This window comes from Streptosporangium pseudovulgare, from assembly GCF_014648055.1.
In the GTDB taxonomy this organism is placed as follows: Bacteria; Actinomycetota; Actinomycetes; order Streptosporangiales; family Streptosporangiaceae; genus Streptosporangium; species Streptosporangium pseudovulgare.
In genome coordinates this window covers 293,005-314,344 of sequence record NZ_BMQJ01000002.1, presented here as the reverse complement: position 1 = coordinate 314,344, position 21,340 = coordinate 293,005, and the positions used below count along the sequence as shown (strand labels likewise).

The 21,340-nt window shown below is 73.6% G+C and carries 21 protein-coding genes and 1 riboswitch; of the genes, 9 read left to right on the top strand and 12 right to left on the bottom strand.

What is annotated here, in order from left to right:
- The first annotated feature begins 105 nt into the window (after positions 1 to 105).
- From hemG to IEZ10_RS05250, 3 genes are all read left to right on the top strand, one after another.
- Positions 106 to 1,542 (top strand): protoporphyrinogen oxidase, encoded by a 1,437-nt coding sequence (hemG, locus tag IEZ10_RS05260; protein ID WP_189245317.1) that lies wholly within the window; start codon positions 106 to 108, stop codon positions 1,540 to 1,542.
- 155 nt (positions 1,543 to 1,697) lie between these two features.
- On the top strand, positions 1,698 to 2,342 hold the full coding sequence (gene hemQ, locus IEZ10_RS05255; RefSeq protein ID WP_179828760.1) for a hydrogen peroxide-dependent heme synthase: 645 nt from the start codon (positions 1,698 to 1,700) through the stop codon (positions 2,340 to 2,342).
- 202 nt (positions 2,343 to 2,544) lie between these two features.
- Positions 2,545 to 3,153, top strand: coding sequence for a hypothetical protein (locus tag IEZ10_RS05250; protein WP_189245315.1), 609 nt, complete (start codon positions 2,545 to 2,547; stop codon positions 3,151 to 3,153).
- A gap of 113 nt (positions 3,154 to 3,266) precedes the next feature.
- On the opposite strand, the gene msrB is transcribed toward IEZ10_RS05250, so the two are convergent.
- The 7 genes from msrB to IEZ10_RS05215 form a co-directional block, all read right to left on the bottom strand.
- On the bottom strand, positions 3,267 to 3,671 hold the full coding sequence (gene msrB / locus IEZ10_RS05245) for a peptide-methionine (R)-S-oxide reductase MsrB (protein ID WP_189245314.1): 405 nt from the start codon (positions 3,669 to 3,671) through the stop codon (positions 3,267 to 3,269).
- A gap of 393 nt (positions 3,672 to 4,064) precedes the next feature.
- Positions 4,065 to 4,427: a hypothetical protein gene (locus IEZ10_RS05240; protein ID WP_189245313.1), complete on the bottom strand. Its 363-nt coding sequence runs from the start codon at positions 4,425 to 4,427 to the stop codon at positions 4,065 to 4,067.
- Between the two features lie 146 nt (positions 4,428 to 4,573).
- Positions 4,574 to 5,311, bottom strand: coding sequence for a pyrimidine reductase family protein (locus IEZ10_RS05235; protein ID WP_189245312.1), 738 nt, complete (start codon positions 5,309 to 5,311; stop codon positions 4,574 to 4,576).
- A gap of 171 nt (positions 5,312 to 5,482) precedes the next feature.
- Positions 5,483 to 7,606 (bottom strand): glycogen debranching protein GlgX, encoded by a 2,124-nt coding sequence (gene glgX, locus IEZ10_RS05230; RefSeq protein ID WP_189245311.1) that lies wholly within the window; start codon positions 7,604 to 7,606, stop codon positions 5,483 to 5,485.
- Positions 7,607 to 7,979: 373 nt separating this feature from the next.
- Positions 7,980 to 8,408: an OsmC family protein gene (locus IEZ10_RS05225; RefSeq protein WP_179827070.1), complete on the bottom strand. Its 429-nt coding sequence runs from the start codon at positions 8,406 to 8,408 to the stop codon at positions 7,980 to 7,982.
- A 119-nt stretch (positions 8,409 to 8,527) separates the two neighbouring features.
- Positions 8,528 to 10,198, bottom strand: a complete 1,671-nt coding sequence (locus IEZ10_RS05220) for an isovaleryl-CoA dehydrogenase (RefSeq protein WP_229810971.1) — start codon at positions 10,196 to 10,198, stop codon at positions 8,528 to 8,530.
- Between the two features lie 136 nt (positions 10,199 to 10,334).
- Positions 10,335 to 11,639, bottom strand: coding sequence for an ankyrin repeat domain-containing protein (locus IEZ10_RS05215; RefSeq protein ID WP_189245310.1), 1,305 nt, complete (start codon positions 11,637 to 11,639; stop codon positions 10,335 to 10,337).
- 81 nt (positions 11,640 to 11,720) lie between these two features.
- Here IEZ10_RS05215 and IEZ10_RS05210 point away from each other — a divergent pair, with 81 nt between their 5' ends.
- The 3 genes from IEZ10_RS05210 (at position 11,721) to IEZ10_RS05200 (ending at position 13,933) form a co-directional block, all read left to right on the top strand.
- Positions 11,721 to 12,488 (top strand): DUF1707 SHOCT-like domain-containing protein, encoded by a 768-nt coding sequence (locus IEZ10_RS05210; RefSeq protein ID WP_189245309.1) that lies wholly within the window; start codon positions 11,721 to 11,723, stop codon positions 12,486 to 12,488.
- Positions 12,489 to 12,608: 120 nt separating this feature from the next.
- Positions 12,609 to 13,112, top strand: a complete 504-nt coding sequence (locus IEZ10_RS05205) for a SigE family RNA polymerase sigma factor (RefSeq protein WP_189245308.1) — start codon at positions 12,609 to 12,611, stop codon at positions 13,110 to 13,112.
- The gene (locus tag IEZ10_RS05200) at positions 13,109 to 13,933 is read left to right on the top strand and encodes a hypothetical protein (RefSeq protein WP_189245307.1); all 825 of its coding nucleotides are present in this window, start codon (positions 13,109 to 13,111) and stop codon (positions 13,931 to 13,933) included. Before IEZ10_RS05205 ends, IEZ10_RS05200 begins: the two co-directional genes overlap by 4 nt.
- Positions 13,934 to 14,071: 138 nt before the next feature.
- Here IEZ10_RS05200 and IEZ10_RS05195 read toward each other — a convergent pair whose 3' ends face one another.
- The 5 genes from IEZ10_RS05195 to IEZ10_RS39785 form a co-directional block, all read right to left on the bottom strand.
- Positions 14,072 to 14,848, bottom strand: coding sequence for a sirohydrochlorin chelatase (locus IEZ10_RS05195; protein ID WP_189245306.1), 777 nt, complete (start codon positions 14,846 to 14,848; stop codon positions 14,072 to 14,074).
- Positions 14,830 to 15,558, bottom strand: coding sequence for a phosphoadenylyl-sulfate reductase (locus tag IEZ10_RS05190; protein WP_189245305.1), 729 nt, complete (start codon positions 15,556 to 15,558; stop codon positions 14,830 to 14,832). The genes IEZ10_RS05195 and IEZ10_RS05190 overlap by 19 nt, the downstream gene beginning before the upstream one ends.
- Before the next feature lie 127 nt (positions 15,559 to 15,685).
- On the bottom strand, positions 15,686 to 15,829 hold the full coding sequence (locus tag IEZ10_RS05185) for an Insertion element protein (RefSeq protein WP_179827084.1): 144 nt from the start codon (positions 15,827 to 15,829) through the stop codon (positions 15,686 to 15,688).
- Between the two features lie 40 nt (positions 15,830 to 15,869).
- On the bottom strand, positions 15,870 to 17,552 hold the full coding sequence (locus IEZ10_RS05180) for a nitrite/sulfite reductase (protein WP_189245304.1): 1,683 nt from the start codon (positions 17,550 to 17,552) through the stop codon (positions 15,870 to 15,872).
- A gap of 410 nt (positions 17,553 to 17,962) precedes the next feature.
- Positions 17,963 to 18,097 carry a hypothetical protein gene (locus tag IEZ10_RS39785; RefSeq protein ID WP_268246279.1) on the bottom strand — a complete coding sequence of 45 codons (135 nt, stop codon included), beginning with the start codon at positions 18,095 to 18,097 and terminating at the stop codon, positions 17,963 to 17,965.
- Positions 18,098 to 18,214: 117 nt separating this feature from the next.
- Here IEZ10_RS39785 and IEZ10_RS05175 point away from each other — a divergent pair, with 117 nt between their 5' ends.
- The 3 genes from IEZ10_RS05175 (at position 18,215) to glyA (ending at position 21,170) form a co-directional block, all read left to right on the top strand.
- Positions 18,215 to 18,613 (top strand): YccF domain-containing protein, encoded by a 399-nt coding sequence (locus IEZ10_RS05175; RefSeq protein ID WP_189245303.1) that lies wholly within the window; start codon positions 18,215 to 18,217, stop codon positions 18,611 to 18,613.
- 211 nt (positions 18,614 to 18,824) lie between these two features.
- The gene (locus tag IEZ10_RS05170; protein WP_229810970.1) at positions 18,825 to 19,805 is read left to right on the top strand and encodes a YihY/virulence factor BrkB family protein; all 981 of its coding nucleotides are present in this window, start codon (positions 18,825 to 18,827) and stop codon (positions 19,803 to 19,805) included.
- Positions 19,799 to 19,880: riboswitch (ZMP/ZTP riboswitch) on the top strand. Its footprint overlaps the gene before it by 7 nt.
- A 33-nt stretch (positions 19,881 to 19,913) precedes the next feature.
- The gene (gene glyA / locus IEZ10_RS05165; protein WP_189245301.1) at positions 19,914 to 21,170 is read left to right on the top strand and encodes a serine hydroxymethyltransferase; all 1,257 of its coding nucleotides are present in this window, start codon (positions 19,914 to 19,916) and stop codon (positions 21,168 to 21,170) included.
- Positions 21,171 to 21,340 lie beyond the last annotated feature (170 nt).

The window sequence follows — 21,340 nt, the reverse complement described above, 5'->3', positions numbered from 1 at the left end:
GGGGTTGAGCACGCGCGGTCACGATGCCGTCTCGGTCTCCGCACCGCGCGATCACGGGGGTGGCGGATGCCGGGGCGGCCACGGTGGGGGGTACGGTCAACACCCATGGAACGCAAGCGTCACCACGTGGTGGTCGTCGGCGGGGGGATCGCGGGGCTGGCCGCGGCGTGGTATCTCGGACGGGCCGGGGACCGCGTGCGGGTGACCGTGCTCGACAGCGCCCCGCGGGTCGGCGGCAAACTCCTGGCCGCCGAGCTCGCCGGGGTCCAGGTGGACGTCGGGGCCGAGGCGATGCTCGCCCGGCGGCCCGAGGGCAAGGAGCTGGCCCGGCTGGCCGGCCTGGGCGACGAGCTGCGGACGCCCGGCACCACCCGGGGCGCCATCCTCACCCGCGGCACGCCCCGGCCGCTGCCCGCCGGGCAGGTCATGGGCGTCCCCTCCGACCTGGGGGCGCTGGCCAGGTCGGGCATCCTGTCGCCGGGCGGCCTCGCGCGCACGCCGCTGGACCTCGTGCTGCCGGCCACGCTCATCGACACCGACGTGTCGGTGGCCGCCTACATCCGCGCCCGGATGGGCGCCGAGGTGGTCGACCGCCTGGTCGAGCCGCTGCTCGGCGGCGTCTACGCGGGCCGGGTCGAACGGCTCTCGCTGGACGCGACGATGCCGAAGATCGCCATGGCGGCCCGCTCGGAGCGGTCGCTGCTCAACGCCGCCCGCCACATCGCCGCCGAAGCGCCCAAGGACGCCGGGCCCGTCTTCACCTCCCTGCACGAGGGGATGGGCAGCCTGCCCGGGGCGGTCGCCGCCGCCTCCGGCGCGCTGGTGCGGACCGGCGTCACCGTGCGGGAGCTGCGGCGCACCGGGGACGGCTGGCGGCTGGTGACCGGGCCGGTGCCCGATCCGGAGGTCGTCGAGGCCGACGCCGTGGTCCTCGCCACCCCGGCCACCCCGACGAGCCGCCTGCTGGCGGGGGAGGCTCCGGCGGCCGCGGCCGAGCTGGCCCGGATCGAGTACGCGAGCATGGCCATCGTCAGCCTGGCCTACCCGCGCGCGGCGTTCCCCCGGCTGCCCGAGGGGAGCGGCTACCTCGTCCCGGCGGTCGACCGCCGCCCGGTCAAGGCCGTCACGTTCAGCTCCGTCAAGTGGCCGCACCTGGCCGAGGCCGACCCCGATCTCGTCCTGCTGCGCTGCTCGATCGGCCGCCTGGGCGAGGAGGCGGTGCTCCAGCGCGAGGACACCGAGCTGGTGGCCCTGGCGACGGCCGAGATGGCCGAGGTCATGGGCGTGTGCGGGCTGCCGCTCGACTCCCGGGTGACCCGCTGGGGCGGCTCCCTGCCGCAGTACGAGGTGGGCCACCTCGACCGGGTCGCCCGCATCCGCGCGGCCGTCGCGGACCGGCCCGGCCTGGCGCTGTGCGGCGCCGCCTACGACGGCGTCGGCGTCCCGGCCGTCATCTCCACCGCCCGTACGGCGGCGGCCCGGATTCTGGACCACCTGGACCCCGCGGGAGAATGGCGGAAGGAAGAGTCGAAGGCCCGCTGAACGGGCGGCCGGAGACGGCCGAGACGGCGAACACGACGAGAACGACGAGAACGACGAGAACCACGGAGCCCCGAGGGGCTCCCGGAGGGGTGAGGACGACGGACGGGAACCCGAGGCCCAAGGCGCGCGACCTGAACCACGTGATCCGCTACACGATGTGGTCGGTCTTCAGGTTGCGCGAGCGCTGCCCGGCGACCGGACGCGAGGGCATGGCCGAGGAGGTCGAGGCCCTCCTGGCGCAGGCGGCGGAGAAGGACGTGGTCACCCGCGGCCTGTACGACGTGGCCGGCTTCCGGGCCGACGCGGACTTCATGTTCTGGTGGCACGCGCCGACCCCGGAGGACCTGCAGGAGACCTACTCGCGCTTCCGCCGCACCGCGCTGGGGGAGCTGACCGAGCCGGTCTGGTCGGCCATGGCGCTGCACCGCCCGGCCGAGTTCAACAAGTCCCACATCCCGGCGTTCCTCGCCGAGGAGGAGCCGCGGGGCTACGTCAGCGTCTACCCGTTCGTCCGCTCCCTGGAGTGGTACCTCCTGGACGACGCCGACCGGCGCCGCATGCTGGCCGAGCATGGCCGGATGGCCCGCGACTACCCCGACGTGCGGGCCAACACCGTCGCCTGCTTCTCGCTGAACGACTACGAGTGGATGCTCGCCTTCGAGGCCGACGACCTGCACCGCATCGTCGACCTGATGCGCACCCTGCGCGGCGCCGAGGCCCGCAGGCACACCCGGGTGGAGATCCCCTTCTACACCGGCATCCGCAAGCCCGTCGGCGAGCTGGTGGCGGCGCTGCCGTAGGCCCGCGCCGGACCCGCCGTACGCGCCCGGCTCGTACGACCCGCCCGGCCCGCACGCGCCCGCCGGAAGCGGCCGGTCCGGGCCGTCCCGCCCGGCGCGGGGACGTCCGGGCCGGGACGCCCGGCGAATCCGGTGAAACGCTCGATTAGTTCCCCCGGCATTGTCATACTCGGGGAAAACACCTGTCGATGTGAGGCCAAAGGTGAACACGGGCGCGGGTCTGGCACGGTCCACGGGGCGCGGAGGCGGGCGCCGCAGGAGAAGGGCCCGGCCGCGGGTCCTGGAGATCTCGGTCGGCGCGACCGCGCTGGCGGTCGCGGTCCTGGCGCTGGGCCGCTCGATGCTCGCCGCGGACCCGCCGCCCGTCCCGGAGGCGCAGAAGCACCTCCTGGCCGCGCCGCAGCAGGGCGCCGGGGACGGCAGGGCGGTGGGCGTGCTGCCGGGAGGCAAGGCGGGCAGCGGCCACGGGTCCGGCGACGCGGCCAAGGCGGACGGTCCGTCCAGGCACAGCGACCCGAGGGCGTTCGCCTACTTCGCGGCGCACAAGGCGACGAAGCGGGTCAAGGACATCCGGGTCGTCGGCGGCTACCTGCGGATCTACACCGACCTGCCGGAGACGGCGGACAACTCCAAGCAGGCGATCAAGCTGTGCGAGACCGGTCTCGACTATCTCGTGGGGGAACTCGGCTCGGTGAACCCCGTCGTCTTCGTCCAGGCGAGGTTCGGCGAGAACGGCAACCCCGTCCTGGCCAACATCCTCGGCCCCGGCGACTCCGACTGCCGCGTCACCTATCCCAGGCCCGGCGGTTAGGCCCGCCCCGCGGGCCTTCGCCGTACCGGGTCTTCGCCGTACCGGGGGTCCGCCGGGATGGGACCGGCCGGACGCCGGGCCGTCCGCGCCGTGCCCGGCCCGGCGGGAGACCGTCAGCCGTCGGCCGGCTCCAGCCGCAGCGACACGGAGTTGATGCAGTAGCGGTCGTCGGTGGGGGTGCCGTACCCCTCGCCGTGGAAGACGTGCCCGAGGTGCGAGTCGCAGGCGGCGCAGCGGACCTCGACCCGGACCATGCCGAGCGAGCGGTCCTCGATGAGGGTCACCGCGTCCGACTTCGACGGCTCGTAGAAGCTCGGCCAGCCGCAGTGGCTCTCGAACTTGGTGTCGGACCGGAACAGCTCGGCGCCGCAGGCCCGGCAGCTGTAGACGCCCACGGTCTTGGTGTCGACGTACTCCCCGGTGAAGGGGCGCTCGGTGCCTGCCTGGCGGAGTACCTGATACTCCTCGGGAGAGAGCTGGGCGCGCCACTCGGCGTCGCTCTTGACCACCTTGTCCATCCCCTCAGCCTATGCGGAGGGGGTTCCCGCCGAGACAGCGCGCCCGAAATGCCGGGAAAAAAATCTTTGTGGTGAAGCATCCATTTATGTCGGATTTTGCGTCTTAGCAGATGTGGAGGGTTCACCCTCCCGCTGAGGGGTCAGACCATCCGTCGGGCCGTCCATGGGCCAACCGGACGGCCAGGTGGCCGTCGGCCGGACGATGCGCCAGCGTTCGACCGGTGAGCGGACGGGTGGTCGCGCGGTCCGCCCCGTCGAGAGCCCGGTCCCGCCGCCGAGGTGACTCCGGGGCGGACCGCCCGACCCCCTCACCTCCGTACGGTCCCGGAGTCGGCATGCCCTCCGGACCCCCGCCCGCGCCCCCCTTCCCGGTCCGCGGCTCCGCGCGGAAGGTCAGCGGCGGGAGCCGACGGCGAAGGCGATGTTCACCACGATGATCCCGAACCAGACGAGGACCATCGGGCCGGCGCTCCTGTCGGCGATGGTGAAGGCGAGCGTGCTGCCGACGCCGAAGACGATGGAGACGATCGCCAGGGCCAGGCGCTGCCCGGCGTCCACACCCGGCCGGACCGCGGGGGCCTTCGGCTTCTGCTGCGGGACGCGGGCGGCGACCCGCTCCTCCACCCGCCGGTCGATCTCCTGGCCCATCTTGTCCAGGAACCCCTCGATGAGGGAGTCCTCGTACTCGGGTCCCAGCTCCCGGCGGGCCTCGACGGAGGCGCGCAGCTCGTCACCGGTGGGGGATCTCTTCTCCATGGAGCGAGATATATCGTTTATTTCGCCCGATGTCCACGAGAGCCCGGCGCCCACGGGAACGGCGTCCGGGGGAGTCCGGCGCTCACGGGAGCCTGACCCCCGGGAGACCGGCGCTCATGGGAGACGGCGCCCGGGATCGCCGCCGCTCAGCCCTCCCTGACGTAACGGGTGATCAGGAACCCCTCGTCCTCCAGGACGTGGGCCAGGCGCAGCCGGGTCGGGGAGGCCGGGCCGTCGAGGACCCGGGCGGCGTCCCCGCCGATCATCAGCGGGCTCACCGTCAGGCACAGCTCGTCCACCAGGCCGGCCGCGGCGAGCTGGGCGTTGAGCCTGGCCCCGCCCTCGCACAGCACCCGCCCCAGGCCGCGCCCGCCCAGCTCCTTGACCGCCAGGGCGAGGTCCACCCGGTCCCGGCCGGCGACGATCACCTCGGCGTGCCGGGCCGTCTCCTCGCGCCGGTCGCGGGGGGCCGCCTCGCAGGTGACGACGATCGTCCGCGCGTCCGGGTCGGCCTCGGTGAACAGCGGGCCCGACAGGTCCAGCTCCAGGCTCGCGGTGACCACCGCGATCGGCGGGACGGCCGTACGGCCCGCGCGCAGCGCCGCCCACGACTTCCTGGGCTTGGCCGGGCCGTACCCCTCGGCCCGCACGGTCGCCGCGCCGGCCATGACGACGTCGGCCAGCCCGCGCAGCACCCCGAAGACCTTCCGGTCGCCCCGGCCGGACAACCCGCCGGACAGCCCGTCCAGCCAGGTCCCGCCGTCGGCGCTGGCCACCATGTTGAGCCGGAGCCACCGGTCGCCGGGGTAGGCGTAGAGTTCCGCGAGGTCGGGCTCGGCGTCCCCGCCGGGGACGGGGCCGGGGGCGGGATGGATGAGGCGCATCCCCCTACCTTGGCATACCCCCTGGGCCCCGGGTCCGGCGGCGGGCCCGCACCGTACCGGACGGGATGTACCGGACACGGGGCCGTACCGGACGGGCCGTGCCGGACGCGGTGCCATGCCGGGCGGCGGGCACCGCCGGGTACGGGACCCGGGCGGCGCGGCCGGAGCGGGTCAGTCCCGGCGGCCGCGGAGGATCCGCACCGAGCGCGAGGTCACCGTGACCTTGGCGTCGGCCGGCCAGGACTCCCCGGCCGCCCCGGCCGCCTCGGCGGGCCGCTCCTCGGCGGTGTCCAGCACGGACTCCCACCGCCTGCCGTACCGCTCCCCGGGGACGGTGAACGTCATGTCCTCGTGATGGGCGTTGACCAGCAGCAGGAACGAGTCGTCGGTGATCCGCTCGCCGCGCGGGCCCGGCTCGGTGATGGCGTCGCCGTTCAGGAAGACCGCGAGCGACTTGGCGTAGCCGGTGTGCCAGTCGGAGGCCGTCATCTCCTCACCCGACGGGGTGAACCAGACGATGTCGCGCGTGCCGTCGTCGGCCCGGCGGCCGTGGAAGAACCGGCGCCGCTGGAAGACGGGGTGCTCGCGCCGCAGCCGCGCCAGGCTCCGGACGAACTCCAGCAGGTCGCGCTCGCACCCGGCGAGCGACCAGTCGACCCAGGAGACCTCGTTGTCCTGGCAGTAGGCGTTGTTGTTGCCGCCCTGGGTGCGGCCGAACTCGTCCCCGGCGGTGAGCATCGGCACGCCCTGCGAGACGAACAGGGTGGTCAGGAAGTTGCGGCGCTGGCGGCGGCGCAGGCGGTTGACCTCCTCGTCGTCCACCGGCCCCTCGGCGCCGCAGTTCCACGACCGGTTGTCGTCGGTGCCGTCGCGGTTGTTCTCGGCGTTGGCCTCGTTGTGCTTGCGGTCGTAGGAGACCAGGTCGTTCAGTGTGAACCCGTCGTGGCAGGTGACGAAGTTGATGGAGGCCACCGGGCGGCGCCCGGAGGAGGCGTACAGGTCGGCCGAGCCGGTCAGCCGGGAGGCGAACTCCGGCAGCGCCGAGCCGTTGCCCCGCCAGAAGTCGCGGACGGTGTCGCGGTACTTGCCGTTCCACTCCGTCCACAGCGGCGGGAAGTTGCCGACCTGGTAGCCGCCGGGGCCGACGTCCCACGGCTCGGCGATCAGCTTCACCTGGGAGATCACCGGGTCCTGCTGGATCAGGTCGAAGAACGCGCTCAGCCGGTCGACGTCGTGCAGCTCCCGGGCCAGGGCGGCGGCCAGGTCGAACCGGAAGCCGTCCACGTGCATCTCCAGCACCCAGTAGCGCAGCGAGTCCATGATGAGCTGCAGCGCGTGCGGGGAGCGGACGTTGAGGGAGTTGCCGCAGCCGGTGTAGTCGAGGTGGTAGCGCCGGTCGCCGTCGTGCAGCCGGTAGTAGGCGGCGTTGTCGATGCCCCGGAAGCCCAGCGTGGGGCCCATGTGGTCGCCCTCGGCGGTGTGGTTGTAGACCACGTCGAGGATGACCTCGATCCCCGCCTCGTGCAGCGACCGGACCATCGCCTTGAACTCCATCACCTGCTCGCCGCGCCGGTCCGAGGAGGCGTAGGCGGCGTGCGGGGCGAGGTAGGCGATGGTGTTGTAGCCCCAGTAGTTCGTCAGCCCCCGGGCGACCATGGCGTGCTCGGGCACGAACTGGTGCACCGGCATCAGCTCGACCGCGGTGACGCCCAGGCTCCGCAGGTGCTCGATGACCGCCGGGTGGGCGAGCCCCGCGTAGGTGCCGCGCTGCTCGGGTGGGACGGCCGGGTGGCGCATGGTCAGCCCGCGCACGTGCGCCTCGTAGATCACGGTCTGGTGGTACGGCGTGCGGGGCAGCCGGTCGTCGCCCCAGTCGAAGAACGGGTTGACCACCACGTTCTTCGGCATGAACGGGGCGCTGTCGTCGTCGTTGCGCACGGACGGGTCGGTGAAGGCGTAGGAGAACAGCGCCTCGTTCCACTCGACCTCGCCCTCGACGGCCTTGGCGTAGGGGTCGATGAGCAGCTTGGCGGGGTTGCAGCGGTGCCCCTGGGAGGGCTCGTACGGGCCGTGGACGCGGTAGCCGTACCGCTGGCCGGGCATGACGCCCGGGAGGTAGCCGTGCCAGACGAACCCGTCGGCCTCGGGGAGGTCGATCCGCTCCTCGCGGCCGTCGTCGTCGAAGAGGCACAGCTCTACCCGCTCGGCCACCTCGGAGAACAGGGAGAAGTTGGTCCCCGCACCGTCCCAGGTGGCGCCGAGGGGGTACGGCTCTCCCGGCCATGTTTCGCGCATGTAGCCCTATTCTCCTCCAATCACACCTTCGTGTGCAGGGTGTCGCGGACCCGTGTCCCATTCGCGCCATGTTCGCGTCGTCGGGGGAGACGGACGGCCACGCCGTCGTGGCCCGTCCTCGGCGGCGACGCCGCGCTCACGGGGGCTCCCCGGCCGCCCGTTCCTCACCCCGGTGGGCGGCGGGCCCCGGCCGGCCCGCGGGGACCGGGGGCACGACCCTGGGCGCCCGATCCCCCGCGCGGCGTGCCGCCGGAGAGCTTCCGGCAGAGTCTACGTGCTCGCCCGCGTCCTCCCGCCCGGGAGGAACCAAGAGGAACCGGTAGGAACCGGGGGAGCCGGGCGGGCGGGGCGGACAGGGTGGACAGAGCGGCGGTCAGCCCACCAGCTCGGCGTCGAGGGTGATGGTCGTCCCCGCCAGGGCCTTGCTCACCGGGCAGTTCGCCTTGGCGTTCTCGGCGGCGGTCCGGAACTCCTCGGCGGACAGGCCCGGCACCTGGGCGCGGACCGACAGGACGATGCCGGTGATGCCCTCGCCCGGCTGGAAGGTCACGTCGGCCTTGGTCTCCACCGTCTGCGGCGGGGTGCCCGCCTGCGCCAGGCCGTGGGACAGGGCCATCGAGAAGCAGGCGGAGTGCGCCGCCGCGATCAGCTCCTCGGGCGAGGTCTTGCCGTTCGCCTGCTCGGCCCGGGAGGGCCAGGACACGTCGAACCTGCCCACGCCCGAGGTGTCGAGCGAGACGGTGCCCGAGCCGTCGAGGAGGGCGCCCTTCCACTGGGTCGTCGCGGTACGAGTCGTCGCCATTGCGGTAATCCTTTCGATCATGGGTTTACCCGACAGACCCTACTCGCCGTCGCCACGGCGGCCGGGACCCGCCGCTCCCGGAGACCTCGCGCCCGCTCCGGGGCCGACGCCCGTCCGGCTCAGGACCCGGCGCCGGAGCCCTCGGAGGAGGCGGCGGGCCGTACGGCGGCCCGCTCGATGATCGCGTCCAGGTCCAGGCCCGCCGGGAGCGTGCCGAACGCCCGGCCGCCCCCGCCCGCGAGGCGGGAGGCGCAGAAGGCGTCGGCGACGGCCGCCGGCGCGTGCCGTACCAGCAGGGAGCCCTGCAGCACCAGCGCCATGTCCTCGGCGACGGAGCGGGCGCGCAGCTCGGCCTCGGCCGGGTCGGCGAGGGTCTTGCCCAGCCGCTCCGCGGCCTCGTCCAGGCGCCGGTCGGCCCCGGCGGCGAGCGCCACCTCGGCGAGGAAGGCGTCCAGCGCCTCCGGCTCGCGCCGCAGGGCACGCAGCACGTCCAGCGCGGCCACGTTCCCCGAGCCCTCCCAGATGCCGTTCAGCGGCGACTCGCGGAACAGCCGGGGCATCTGCGACTCCTCGACGTAGCCGTTGCCGCCCAGGCACTCCATCGCCTCGGCCGCGTGCGCCGGGCCGCGCTTGCAGACCCAGTACTTGCCGACCGCCAGCGCCGTACGGCGCAGCGCCGTCTCGGCGGCGTCCCCGGCCACGGCCCGGTCGGTGGCGCCGGCCAGCCGGATCATCAGCGTGGTCGCGGCCTCCGACTCCAGCGCCAGGTCGGCCAGGACGTTGCGCATCAGCGGCTGGTCGGCCAGCCTCCGGCCGAACGCGGCGCGGTGCGCGGCGTGGTGGACGGCCCGGGTCACGCCGTACCGCATGCCGGCCGCCGAACCGATCACGCAGTCGAGCCTGGTCATGTTGACCATCTCCAGGATGGTCCGCACGCCCCGGCCCTCCTCGCCGACCGGCCAGGCGAGCGCGCGGTGGTACTCGACCTCGGCGCTGGCGTTGGACTTGTTGCCCAGCTTGTCCTTCAGCCGCATCAGCCGCATGGCGTTGCGGGTGCCGTCGGGCAGCACGCGGGGCAGCAGGAAGCACGTCAGCCCGCCGGGCGCCTGGGCCAGGACCAGGAACACGTCGCACATCGGGGCGGAGTTGAACCACTTGTGCCCGGTCAGGACGTAGGAGCCGTCGCCCAGGGGCTCGGCGCGGGTGGTGCCGGCGCGGACGTCGGAGCCGCCCTGCTTCTCGGTCATGCCCATCCCGGCGAGCACGCCGCGTTTGCCGAGCGGCGGGCGCAGCCCGAAGTCGTAGTGGCGGGAGGCCAGCAGGGGCTCCCACTCGGCGGCCAGGCCGGGGGAGTGGCGCAGCGCCGGGACCGCGGCGTAGGTCATGGAGATCGGGCAGCCGTGCCCGGCCTCGGCCTGGCTCCAGACGTGGAACCCGGCGGCGCGGGCCACGTGGGCGCCGGGCCGGGTGTCGGCCCACGGGGCGGCGTGCAGGCCGTTCTCCACGGCGACCGTCATCAGCTCGTGCCAGGCGGGGTGGAACTCCACCTCGTCGATCCGGTTGCCGTAGCGGTCGTGGGTGCGCAGCACCGGCGGATGCTCGTTGGCCAGCCGCCCCCACTCGGCGGCCTCCTCGGAGCCGGCGAGCGTGCCGAGCCGGCCCAGCTCGCCGACGGCCCAGCCGGCGCCCTCGCGCGTCACACCTTCGAGGAGCGCCGGGTCGGCCGAGACGTCGTGGCCGGTGAACGGGGGTGCCTGGTTGAAGACCTCGTGGGTCGCGTCAGGGATCACGGGTGCCTCCGAGGATGCCGGCCCGGCCCTTTTCGCCGGGTTCCGGCATCATCTCAAAGTCCCCGCGCGGCGAGCGCGGCGCGGACCTCCCCGCGGTGTCCCGCTCGGAGTCCCCGCGCGGCGCGGACCTCCCCGCTCAGAGTCCCCGCGCGGCCAGCGCGGCGCGGACCTCCTCGCGATGCTCCGCCAGGCCGGCCAGGGCGGTGGCGGCCCAGTCGCGCACCTCCTCGTCGGGGTCCTCCGTCATCGAGACGAGCAGCGCCAGCCCCTCGGCGTGGCCCGGCGGCAGGACGGCGGCCAGCGCGGCAGGGTCGGCCTGGGTACGGGTCCAGCCCTCGGCGGTGATGATCGACAGCACCTCGGGCAGGGCGCGCGGGTCGGCGTGGTTGCCGAGCGCGCCGAGCACCGAGCGCAGCACCCGCTCGTCGCCCTCGGCCACGGCCATCCGCCGCAGGATCGGCAGCGTCCGCTCCAGGAACGGCCGCTCGTCCCCGTCGAAGCCGAACTGCGACAGCACGTCGGCGGCGAACTCCCGCCGCCGCGGGTCCTCGCTCACGGACAGCTCCGCCGCCGCCTCGAAGGTCTCCTCGTCGGCCCGCCGGCTCAGCGAGTCGGCCACCGTCCACCAGGTCTCGGCCTCCTCGTCGACGTCACGGTACGGCAGCGCCCGCCCGACCAGGTCCCCGAACGGCAGACGCTCGCCGGTCGCGTCCTCCAGCAGGGTCGCGACGGCCGCGTGGCCGCGCTGGCAGACGATCTCGGAGGCCCCGCCGTCCGGCCGCGCCGCCGTGACGGTCACCAGGTCGGTGCCGTCCTCGGCGCGGGCGCGGCTCACCGTGAGGTCCGCGTCCTTGGGCGCCTGCTCGGCGAGCTGCTCCAGCAGCGCGCTCTCCAGGTGGGTGCCGAGCCAGTCGTAGGCGATGGACAGGGGCGTGTCGCCCTCGCCGTCGGCTCGCGTGGGGTCGGCCCCGGAGTCCAGCAGCGCGCGGACCACGCCCAGCGCGCCGCGCCGGGTGGCCAGGGTCAGCGCGGTCTCCCCGCCGTCGTTGGCGTCCTCGGCGGAGGCTCCGGCCGCGAGCAGGGCCCGGGCGGTCCCGGCGTGGCCGTTGGCCGCGGCCCACAGCAGGGCGGTCCAGCCGTGGCTCTCCCGGAGGTTCGGGTCGGCCCCCGCGGCCAGCAGCGCCTCCACGGTCTCGGTGCGGCCCCAGGCGGCGGCGCCGCACAGCGGCAGGCCCTCGTCCTCGCCGCCGCCGATCCGGTTCGGGTCGGCCCCGGCGGCCAGCAGGGCCCGCGCGATCGTCACGTGGCCGCCGGTCGCGGCCCGGTACAGGGCGGTCGTCTCCCCGGCGCCGTCCGGGTCGGGGGCTGCGCCGTCCCGGAGCAGGCGCTCGACCTTCTCGGCGTCGTTCCCGGTCACCGCGTCCAGAAGTTCTGCGTACATCTTCCGGATGATAGGCGCCGGGCGTGTTCTCCTGCCCGATGGGGATCCACCGATCGCCTGTATCGCGATATGTTGTGATTCATGAGTGATCCGGGTGGGATGCGTGTCTCCGACGCCGAGCGGGAGGCCGCGGTCGAGCTGCTGCGCGTCGCCTCCGTCGAGGGGCGGCTGACCCTCGGGGAGCTGACCGAGCGCACCGAGGCGGCCTACACCGCCGTCACCCACGCCGACCTCGCCGCCCTCACCTCCGACCTGCCCCCGGCGCAGGGCCCGGGGCCCGCCCACGCCCACGCCCCCGCTCCGGTGCGGCCGGAGGGCGGCCGGGCGCGGCGCTGGCTCGTGGCGGTCATGAGCGAGTCCAAGCGCCGTGGCAAGTGGCGGATCGACCGGGAGCTGGGCGCGGCCGCGGTGATGGGCGAGGTCACGATCGACCTGCGCCAGGCCGAGGTCCGCACCGACGTGGTCGACATCTTCGCCACCGCGGTCATGGGATCGGTGAAGATCATCGTTCCCGACGGCGTGGACGTCGAGATCGACGGTTTCGTGTTCATGGGGGAGAAGAAGGTCCAGGTCATCGAAGCTCCCGAGGGCATGCGGGCGCCGCTCGTCCGGGTGCGGGCCTACGCGCTCATGGGTGAGATCAAGGTGGTCGGCGACTCGCGGGCGCGCCCGATCGAGAAGGCGTGGGCGGCCTGGAAGGAGCACTGGCAGCGGGCGTACGGCGAGCTGCCGGAGCGGCCGCGGCTGCCCCTGCCTCCGCACGGATGGGACCCCCGCCGCGAGGAGCGGTGGGAGCGCCGCGAGCGCCGCGCCCAGGAGCGTGAGGAGCGGCGCGACCGCGGTTACTGATCCTCCCGGCGGCCCCCGTCCCGGGCCGTTCCCGGGAAGACCCGTTCGAGGCGTGCAACGTCCCGGGGCGGCCGGAGCGTAGTGATCGGTGGAAGGTCACCGAGACACCGAGGACGGCGCGTGCGAGACAGAGCCGATTTCGAGCGGTACGTCGAGCAGCGCTCGGCCCGCCTGCTGCAGGCCGCGTACCTGCTGTGCCGCGACTGGGGCACGGCCGAGGACCTGCTGCAGACGGCACTGGCCAAGGCGTGGCTCGCCTGGCGGCGGGTGGGCGACGACCCCGACCCCTACGTCTACCGCATCCTCACCAACACCCACGCCTCCTGGTGGAGGCGCCGCTGGCGGGGCGAGGTGCCCACCGGGACGCTGCCCGACACGGCGGGGGAGGACCGCACCGGCGAGGTCGGCACGCGCGAGGCCGTACGGCAGGCCCTGGCGGCGCTGCCCGACCGGCAGCGGGCCGTGGTCGTGCTGCGCTACTTCGCCGACCTGCCCGACCCGCGGATCGCCGAGATCCTCGGCTGCTCGGCGGCCACCGTCCGCAGCCAGGCCAGCCGGGCCCTGGCGAAGCTGCGCGTCGATCCCGCGGCGATCGCCGCGACCACCTCAGGGGAGCCGAGTTGACGATCACAGAGCCGGAACTGCGCGAGATCCTGGCGGCCGAGGGCGACGACGGCCACCGCGGGGGCGTGACCGTCGCCGACGTCGACCGGCGGGTCCGGCGGATCAGGCGCCGCCGCGCCGCGGCGCTGGGCGGGACCCTCGCGGCGGGCCTCGCCGTCGTCGCGGCGCTCACCCTGCCCGGCGGCGGCGTCACCGCCGTCCCCGATGACGTCTGGACCGGCGTCATGGCCCAGCCGACGCCCCGGTACGGCGCCCGCTATGTCGACGACGTCGTCCTGGAGAAGCGGTTCTCCACCATGGGCGAGCGCCTGTCCCTCGACCTGCCCGCGCGGCCGTACGGGACGATGACGCAGGTCGCGGTCCACTGCCCGTTCGGCGCGGAGCTCCTCCACTGGGAGGACGGGAAGTACCGCAACGCCCAGTCCTGCCGCGAGCTGCCGGCGGACCTGGACCGCTCGAAGAGCCAGACCGCCCTGTTCCCGGAGTCCGAGGTCAGGCGGCTGGAGATCGCGGTGGTCCCGCCCGGCTCGGTGCGGAGGCTGGGCCGGCCGGTGACCGGCGACCGGGACGCCCGGCAGGTCGTCGCGGACGCCCCGAAGACCCGGGCCGACATCAGCGTCACCGTCACGCTCACCCGGACCGAGCCCTGCGACGGCGGCCCCGGCTGCCGCTTCGCCGACGAGATCGGGGTCGAGCCCGTCTGCCCGGGCGCCGTCGTCGTGACGGACCCGCTCGACGGCCGGATCGTCGTGGTGCGCTGCCCCGGGGACGGCCGGGACGGCGCGAAGCCGAATCCGGGAAGCGGCGGGGAAGGCGGCTGAGGCACCGGTCCCCGGGGGCTCGGACCCCGGGATCGCTGGTCTCGGGGCCTCGGAGTGCGGGAGCCGCCGAGGTCTGCGGGCCCGGCCCCGGCGAGCCCCGGTCTCACCGGGAGGTCAGGCCGAGGTCTCACCGGGAGGTCAGGCCGAGACGGACGCCGGGTGGCGCCGTACGGCCTCGTCGTGGCGCTCCGCCAGGACGGCCGCGACCTCGGGGGACGCGCCGAGCACCTCGGCGACGACGGCCGCGCCCGCGGCGAGCGAGGCGTCACGGGTCCGGTCGGCGAAGTGGCCGGGGGCCAGCAGGTACGGCGCCACCGCGACCCGCGGGGCCCCCGCCGCGAGCAGGCGGCGGACCTCCCGCTCCGGGGCGGGCTCGGCGGCCGAGGCGTAGGCGACGCCCACCGACCACCAGCCGCGCCGGCGCGCCCAGTCCGCGGCGACGGCGGCGACCGTCGCGTTGGCCCGCCGGTCGCTGGAGCCCGCCGACACCAGCACCACCGCGGTGTCCGGGTCGCCCGGCTCGACCCCGGCCTCGGCCAGCCGGCGCTCCAGGGCGGTGACCAGCAGCGGGTGCGGCCCCAGCGTGCCGCCGACCCGGACGCGCAGCGCCGGGCGGCGGGAGGTGATCTCGGCCAGCGCCCCGGGGATGTCCACCCGGCTGTGGTAGGCCGCGGTGAGCAGCAGTGGCACCACCACCGCCTCGTCCAGCCCGGACAGCGCCGCGGCGAGCGTCGGGGCGGCGTGGTCGAGGTAGGCGGCGCGCACCGGGAGCTCCGGCCGCGCCCGCCGCAGGAGGCCGAGCAGCGCCTCCACCGTCGCCGCGGCGCGCGGGTCACGCGACCCGTGCGCCACCGCGACCAGCGGCGTCACCGGCGGGGCGCCGGGGACGGGCGGCGTCACAGATGAAGCCCGCATTCCGTCTTGGCCATCCCGGACCAGCGGCCGCTGCGCGGGTCCTCGCCGGGGGCGACCTGCCGGGTGCAGGGCGCGCAGCCGATCGAGGGGTAGTCGTCGTAGTGCAGCGGGTTGATCAGCACGCCGTTGTCGGCCATGTAGTTGTCGACGTCGTCCTGCGTCCAGCGGGCGATCGGGTTGATCTTCACCATCTGGCGCTTGGTGTCCCACTCCACGACCTTGACGTCCGAGCGGGTGACCGCCTCGTCGCGGCGGATGCCGGACACCCAGGCGAGGTATGGCTCCAGCGCCCGGTTGAGCGGCTCCACCTTGCGCAGGTAGCAGCACAGGTCGGGGTTGCGGCCGAACAGCCGCGGCCCGAGGTCGCGCTCCTGCTCGGCGACCGTGCGGGACGGCTTGACGTCGATCACGTTCACGTCGTAGACCTGCCGCACCGCGTCACGGGTGCCGATCGTCTCGGCGAAGTGGTAACCCGTGTCGATGAACAACACGTCGATCCCCGGCTTCACCCGGCTGACCAGGTCGATCAGCAGGGCGTCGCTCATCGAGGAGGTCAGGCAGAGCCGGTCGCCGAAGGTTGCCGCCGCCCACCGGATGATCTCCAGGGCCGGGGCGTCCTCCAGGAACACCGCCGCGGACTCGGCGATGTCCTGCAGGTCGAACCCGGCCCGCTGCCGGTTCAGGCCGATCTCGATGTCAACGATGCTCACGTTCACCACTCCCAATCCGCCGTACGGGCCGCCCGTGCCGCTCGCACCGCACCGGCCGCCCCGTTCACCGCCCCGCTCGTCGCGCCGCGCCCGCGCCGGCCCGTTCCGTCCGCCGCGCCGCGGCCGGTCACGACCGCACCCCGATCCCGAGGAACTTCAGCCGGAAGGCGCGGGCGCACGAGCGGCAGTACCAGCCGCCGTCGCCCTCGTAGGGCTCCAGGTCCTCCTCGCCGCAGTAGGGGCAGTGGAAGGGGACCGCTCGCTCGCTCATCGCCGCCCCCTCCGGCCGCTCCGCCGTACGGCGCCGCGCCTCACTTGAGGTCCGCCTCGTCGGCCCGCTGCACCCACTCGGAGAACGTCTCGCCCTCGTCGCGCTGCTTCTCGAAGTTGCGCACCACGCGCTCGACGTAGTCGGGGAGCTCCGCGGCGGTGGCCTTCAGGCCCCGGACCTTGCGGCCGAAGCCGGCGTTGACCCCCAGGGAGCCGCCCAGGTGGATCTGGAAGCCCTCGACCTGCTCACCCTCGTCGTTGACGACGAGCTGGCCCTTCAGGCCGATGTCGGCGACCTGGATGCGCGCGCAGGAGTTGGGGCAGCCGTTGACGTTGATGGTCAGCGGCTCGGTGAAGTCCGGCAGCCGCCGCTCCAGCTCGTCGATCAGGTCGGACGCGGTGGCCTTGGTCTCGACGATCGCCAGCTTGCAGAACTCGATGCCGGTGCACGCCATGGTCTGGCGGCGGAAGGTGGAGGGGTTGACCCGCAGGTCGTTGGCCTCCAGCTCGGCGACGAGGCTGTCCACCCGGTCGGGCGCGACGTCCAGGATGACCATCTTCTGCTCGACCGTGGTGTGCACCCGGTCCGAGCCGTGCCGCTCGGCGATGTCGGCGATCAGGTGCAGCGTGTCGCCGCTGAGCCGGCCGACCCTGGGCGCGAAGCCGACGTAGAAGTTGCCGTCCTTCTGCGGGAAGACGCCGACGTGGTCGCGGCGGCCGCCGCGCGGCTGCTCGGGCGCCGGGCCGTCGGGCAGGGCGTACCCGAGGTACTCCGTCTGGAGGATCTCCCGGAAGCGCTCCACGCCCCAGTCGTTGACCAGGAACTTCAGCCGCGCCCGGTGGCGCAGGCGGCGGTAGCCGTAGTCGCGGAAGATGCCGATCACGCCGCCGTAGACGGCCGAGACCTGCTCGGGGGTGACGAAGACGCCCAGCCGCTTGGCCAGCATCGGGTTCGTGGACAGGCCGCCGCCCACCCACAGGTCGTAGCCGGCCTCGCCGCGCTCGTTGACGACGCCGACGAACGCCACGTCGTTGATCTCGTGCACGGTGCAGTGCGCCGGGCAGCCGCTCACCGCGGTCTTGAACTTGCGCGGCAGGTTGGAGTACGCCGGGTCGCCGATGTAGGCGTCGTGGATCTCGCGGATGTGCGGGGTGCCGTCGAGCACCTCCTCGCCGTCGATCCCGGCCAGCGGGCAGCCCAGGATGACGCGGGGGGTGTCACCGCACGCCTCGGTGGTGGACAGGCCCACCGCCTCCAGCCGCTCCCAGATGTCGGGGACGGACTCGATCTCGATCCAGTGGAGCTGGATGTTCTGCCGGTCGGTGACGTCGGCGGTGCCGCGGCCGTACAGGTTGGAGATGTCGGCGATGGTACGAAGCTGCCGCAGGTCCAGGCGGCCGCCGTCGATGCGGACCCGGAGCATGAAGTAGCGGTCGTCGAGCTCCTCCGGCTCCAGGATCGCGGTCTTGCCGCCGTCGATGCCGGGCCGGCGCTGGGTGTAGAGGCCGTACCAGCGCATCCGGCCCCGCAGGTCGGCGGGGTCGATGGAGTCGAAGCCGTACTTGGAGTAGATGTCGATGATCCGCTGACGGACGTTGAGCCCGTCGTCGTTCTTCTTGTTCTCTTCGTTCTTGTTCAACGGTTCGCGGTAACCGAGAGCCCACTGACCCTCGCCGCGCGGGCGCTTGTGGTGCCGGTTGACCGGCCTGGCCGGGGTCGTCATGTGCGCGTCCTTACGATCGGTTGAATGATCTTGGGCACGCGCAGGTGGCGAACCTCCCGCCTCGCCGTCGAGTACGGGGGTCGCTTCGCTTCAGGGAAGAAGGACGCCTGTCGCGCGCCCGCAGCCGGATGAAATCAGCGGTGGGCGTCGGTCAACGGACGTCACAACAGATGGCGCTGCGGACACGCAGGAGGTCGACGTGGCGTCGCACGACGAGCAACGGGTCCGCTGGCATGTCTAAGACGATACCGTGATGGTGGGAGATGTCCAATGTGCGGTCCACACTCTGGACCGCCGCCAGGGCCAACCTTGGCCCGGCACGGAGTCCGGCACGGAGCCCCTCGCGGGTCCCGCGGGCCGCGGGCGGCCTCCCGCCGCGCGGCTCACCCGGTACGGCGGCCTCCGCCGCCTCACCCCTGGCGCGGCCAGCCCAGCCCCGACTCCTTGGCCTTCCCGGCCTGCTCGGGGGTCTTGTGCTGGCAGTCGCACCACGAACCGCCCCGGCACTCGTCGTGGTGGCTCTCCTTGCACCGGTCGCAGATCATTCCTCCATTGTGCCGTCCGCCCCCGGGGCGGCCACGGAAGGAGACCGGACGACCTCGGGGGAAGGTTCGGGACATACCCGATGGAACCATCCCGATCCGGCCTGCCATCCTCGAAGAATGAGGACCTTGCTCAACGTGATCTGGCTGGTGTTCGCCGGGATATGGATGGCCGCCGGCTACGTCCTCGCGGGCATCATCTGCTGCATCCTGATCGTCACGATCCCGTTCGGCATCGCCTCGTTCCGGATCGCCGCCTTCGCGCTGTGGCCCTTCGGCCGGACCGTGGTGCGCGACCCCCGGGCGGGCGCGATGTCGGCGATCGGAAACGTGATCTGGTGCGTCGTGGCCGGGATCTGGCTGGCCATCGGGCACCTGCTGACGTCGATACCGCTCTTCCTGTCGGTGATCGGCATCCCGCTGGCGGTCGCCAACATCAAGCTGATCCCCGTCTCCCTGCTGCCGCTGGGCGCCCGGATCGTCCCGGTGGACGACCCGGCGCTGATCTACCGGCGCTGACGCGCTCCCGGCCCGGAGACCGGGGGCCGACGGCGTCCCGCGGCGCGCCCCCCCGGCCCGGAGACCGGGAGCCGACGGCGTTCCGCGGCGCGCCCCCCGGCCCGGAGCCCGGGGAGCCGCGGGCCGGGCCCGGCGGCCGGCCGGCGGACACGCGCGGGGACCGCCGCCCGAGGTTCGTGATCAAGAAGCCCTGGGCATACCGTTGTGTGGCATGACGTCCACTGATGCCCAGGCGCACCGGCCGGGGCCGGAGAAGCCCACATCGCGTGGACGCGTGGCCCGGCTGCGGGCCGGGCTGACCTGGCTGCGCGGCACGGGCACCTGGGCCCTCGCCACCGCCACCACCAACGCGGGCATCGCCTACCGCGTCACCGGCCTGGCCGGGGAGGCGGCCTTCTTCGCGCTGCTGTCGCTGCCGCCGTTCACCCTCGGCCTGATCGGCCTCGTCGGCCGGCTCACCGGGGCGATCGGCCCGGCGGCGGTGCAGGACGTCCGGGCCTGGATCCAGTCCCAGGCCCACCTGCTGTTCACCGACAACGCCGTCAACACCGTCGTCACCCCGCTCGTCGACGACGTCCTGAACCCCCAGAAACAGGTCCCGCTGATCTCCCTGGGCTTCCTGCTGGCCCTCTGGTCGGGCTCGCGCGCCCTGTTCGTCTACGTGGACCTGATCTCGGTCGCCTACGGCCTCGGCGACGAGCGCGGCATCATCCGCACCCGCCTGATGTCCTTCGGCCTCTACGTCGCGGGCCTGCTCATCGGGCTGCTGATCATGCCGGTGCTCGTCCTGGGGCCGGTGGTGCTGCACGGCGTCCTGCCCCGCGACTACGCCGCCCTGGTCGACGGCCTCTACTGGCCGGTCGTCGTCATCGGCTCGGTGATCTTCCTGACCCTGCTCTACCACGTGAGCGTCCCGGTGCGGACGCGCTGGTGGCGGGAGCTGCCGGGGGCCGTGCTCGCGCTGATCATCTGGATCGCCTGCGCCGCCGTGCTGCGGGAGGTCCTCGCCGCCTGGTTCTCCCCGGTGTCGGTCTACGGCTCGCTCGCCGCCCCCATCGCGGTGCTGCTGTGGCTGTACATCACGGCGCTGGCCGTCCTCATCGGGGCCACGCTGAACGCCGAGGTGGACCGCCTGTGGCCCGTTGACGGCGCAGGCCGGGCCACTCGCACCGGTCAGTCCGCTATCGTCTGAAGCGCGACTGGCGCATTGGGTGGGAGCGACCACCGGGGAGCGGAAAGCGGAGGGCCGCGCGCCTGGGTCCTCCACACGATGTCAATGCCGACAGGGGAGTGAAGGCGCATGAGTTCTCTTTCGAGCGTCGATCCGCAGATCGCCGAGCTGATCAAGGCCGAGGAGCGCCGTCAGGCCGACACCGTCAAGCTGATCGCCTCCGAGAACTACGTCTCCAAGGCGGTTCTCGAGGCCACCGGCACCGTTCTCACCAACAAGTACTCCGAGGGCTACCCGGGCAAGCGGTACTACGAGGGCCAGCAGGTCATCGACCAGATCGAGACCCTCGCCATCGAGCGGGCCAAGTCCCTGTTCGGCGTCAACCACGCCAACGTCCAGCCCTACTCCGGCTCGCCCGCCAACCTGGCGATCTACCTCGCCTTCCTCCAGCCGGGCGACACCGTCATGGGCATGGGCCTGCCGTTCGGCGGCCACCTCACCCACGGCTGGTCGGTCTCGGCCACCGGCAAGTGGTTCAACCCGGTCCGCTACGGCGTGCGCCGCGACACCGGCCGTGTCGACATGGACGAGGTCCGCGAGATCGCCCTGCGTGAGCGGCCCAAGCTGATCTTCTGCGGCGGCACCGCGATCCCGCGCACGATCGACTTCCCGGCCTTCGCCGAGATCGCCCGCGAGGTCGGCGCGGTGCTCGCCGCCGACATCGCCCACATCGCCGGCCTGGTGGCCGGCGGCGCCCACCCCTCGCCGGTCGGCCACGCCGACGTCATCTCCACCACCACCCACAAGACGCTGCGCGGCCCGCGCGGCGCCATGCTCATGGCCACCGCCGACGAGCACGCCACCGCGCTGAACAAGGCCGTCTTCCCCGGCCTGCAGGGCGGCCCGCACAACCACACCACCGCGGCGATCGCGGTGGCGCTGAAGGAGGCGGCGACCGACGAGTTCAAGGACTACGCCCACCAGGTCGTGGTGAACTCCCAGGCGCTGGCCGAGGAGCTCCTGGGCCGCGGCTTCGACCTCGTCTCCGGCGGCACCGACAACCACCTCATCCTGCTGGACCTGACGCCCAAGGGCATCGGCGGCAAGCCCGCCGCCCAGGCGATGGACCGGGCCGGGCTGGAGACCAACTACAACACCGTGCCGTTCGACCCGCGCAAGCCGTTCGACCCGTCCGGCATCCGCATCGGCACCGCCGGTGTGACCAGCCGGGGCATGGGCGTCGCCGAGATGCGGCAGATCGGCGCCTGGATGGACCAGGTCGTCTCCGCGCTGGCCAAGGACCAGGACGAGGCCGAGCGCGTCATCACCCGCGTGCAGGGCGAGGTCCGGGAGCTCACCTCCCGCTTCCCGGCTCCCGGCCTGTAGGCGGCCCGCGCCGGGCGCGGGAACGGGGCGGGTGCAGGAACGGGGCGGGTCCTGGAACGGGGCGGGTCCTGGAACGGGCGGAAAAAAGGGTTTGCGTCCGAGGGCGGGTTTCGCGATAGATTCCGTCGTGCGGATCAACCGCGCGACGGAACCCGCCGGGTGCCGGTCAC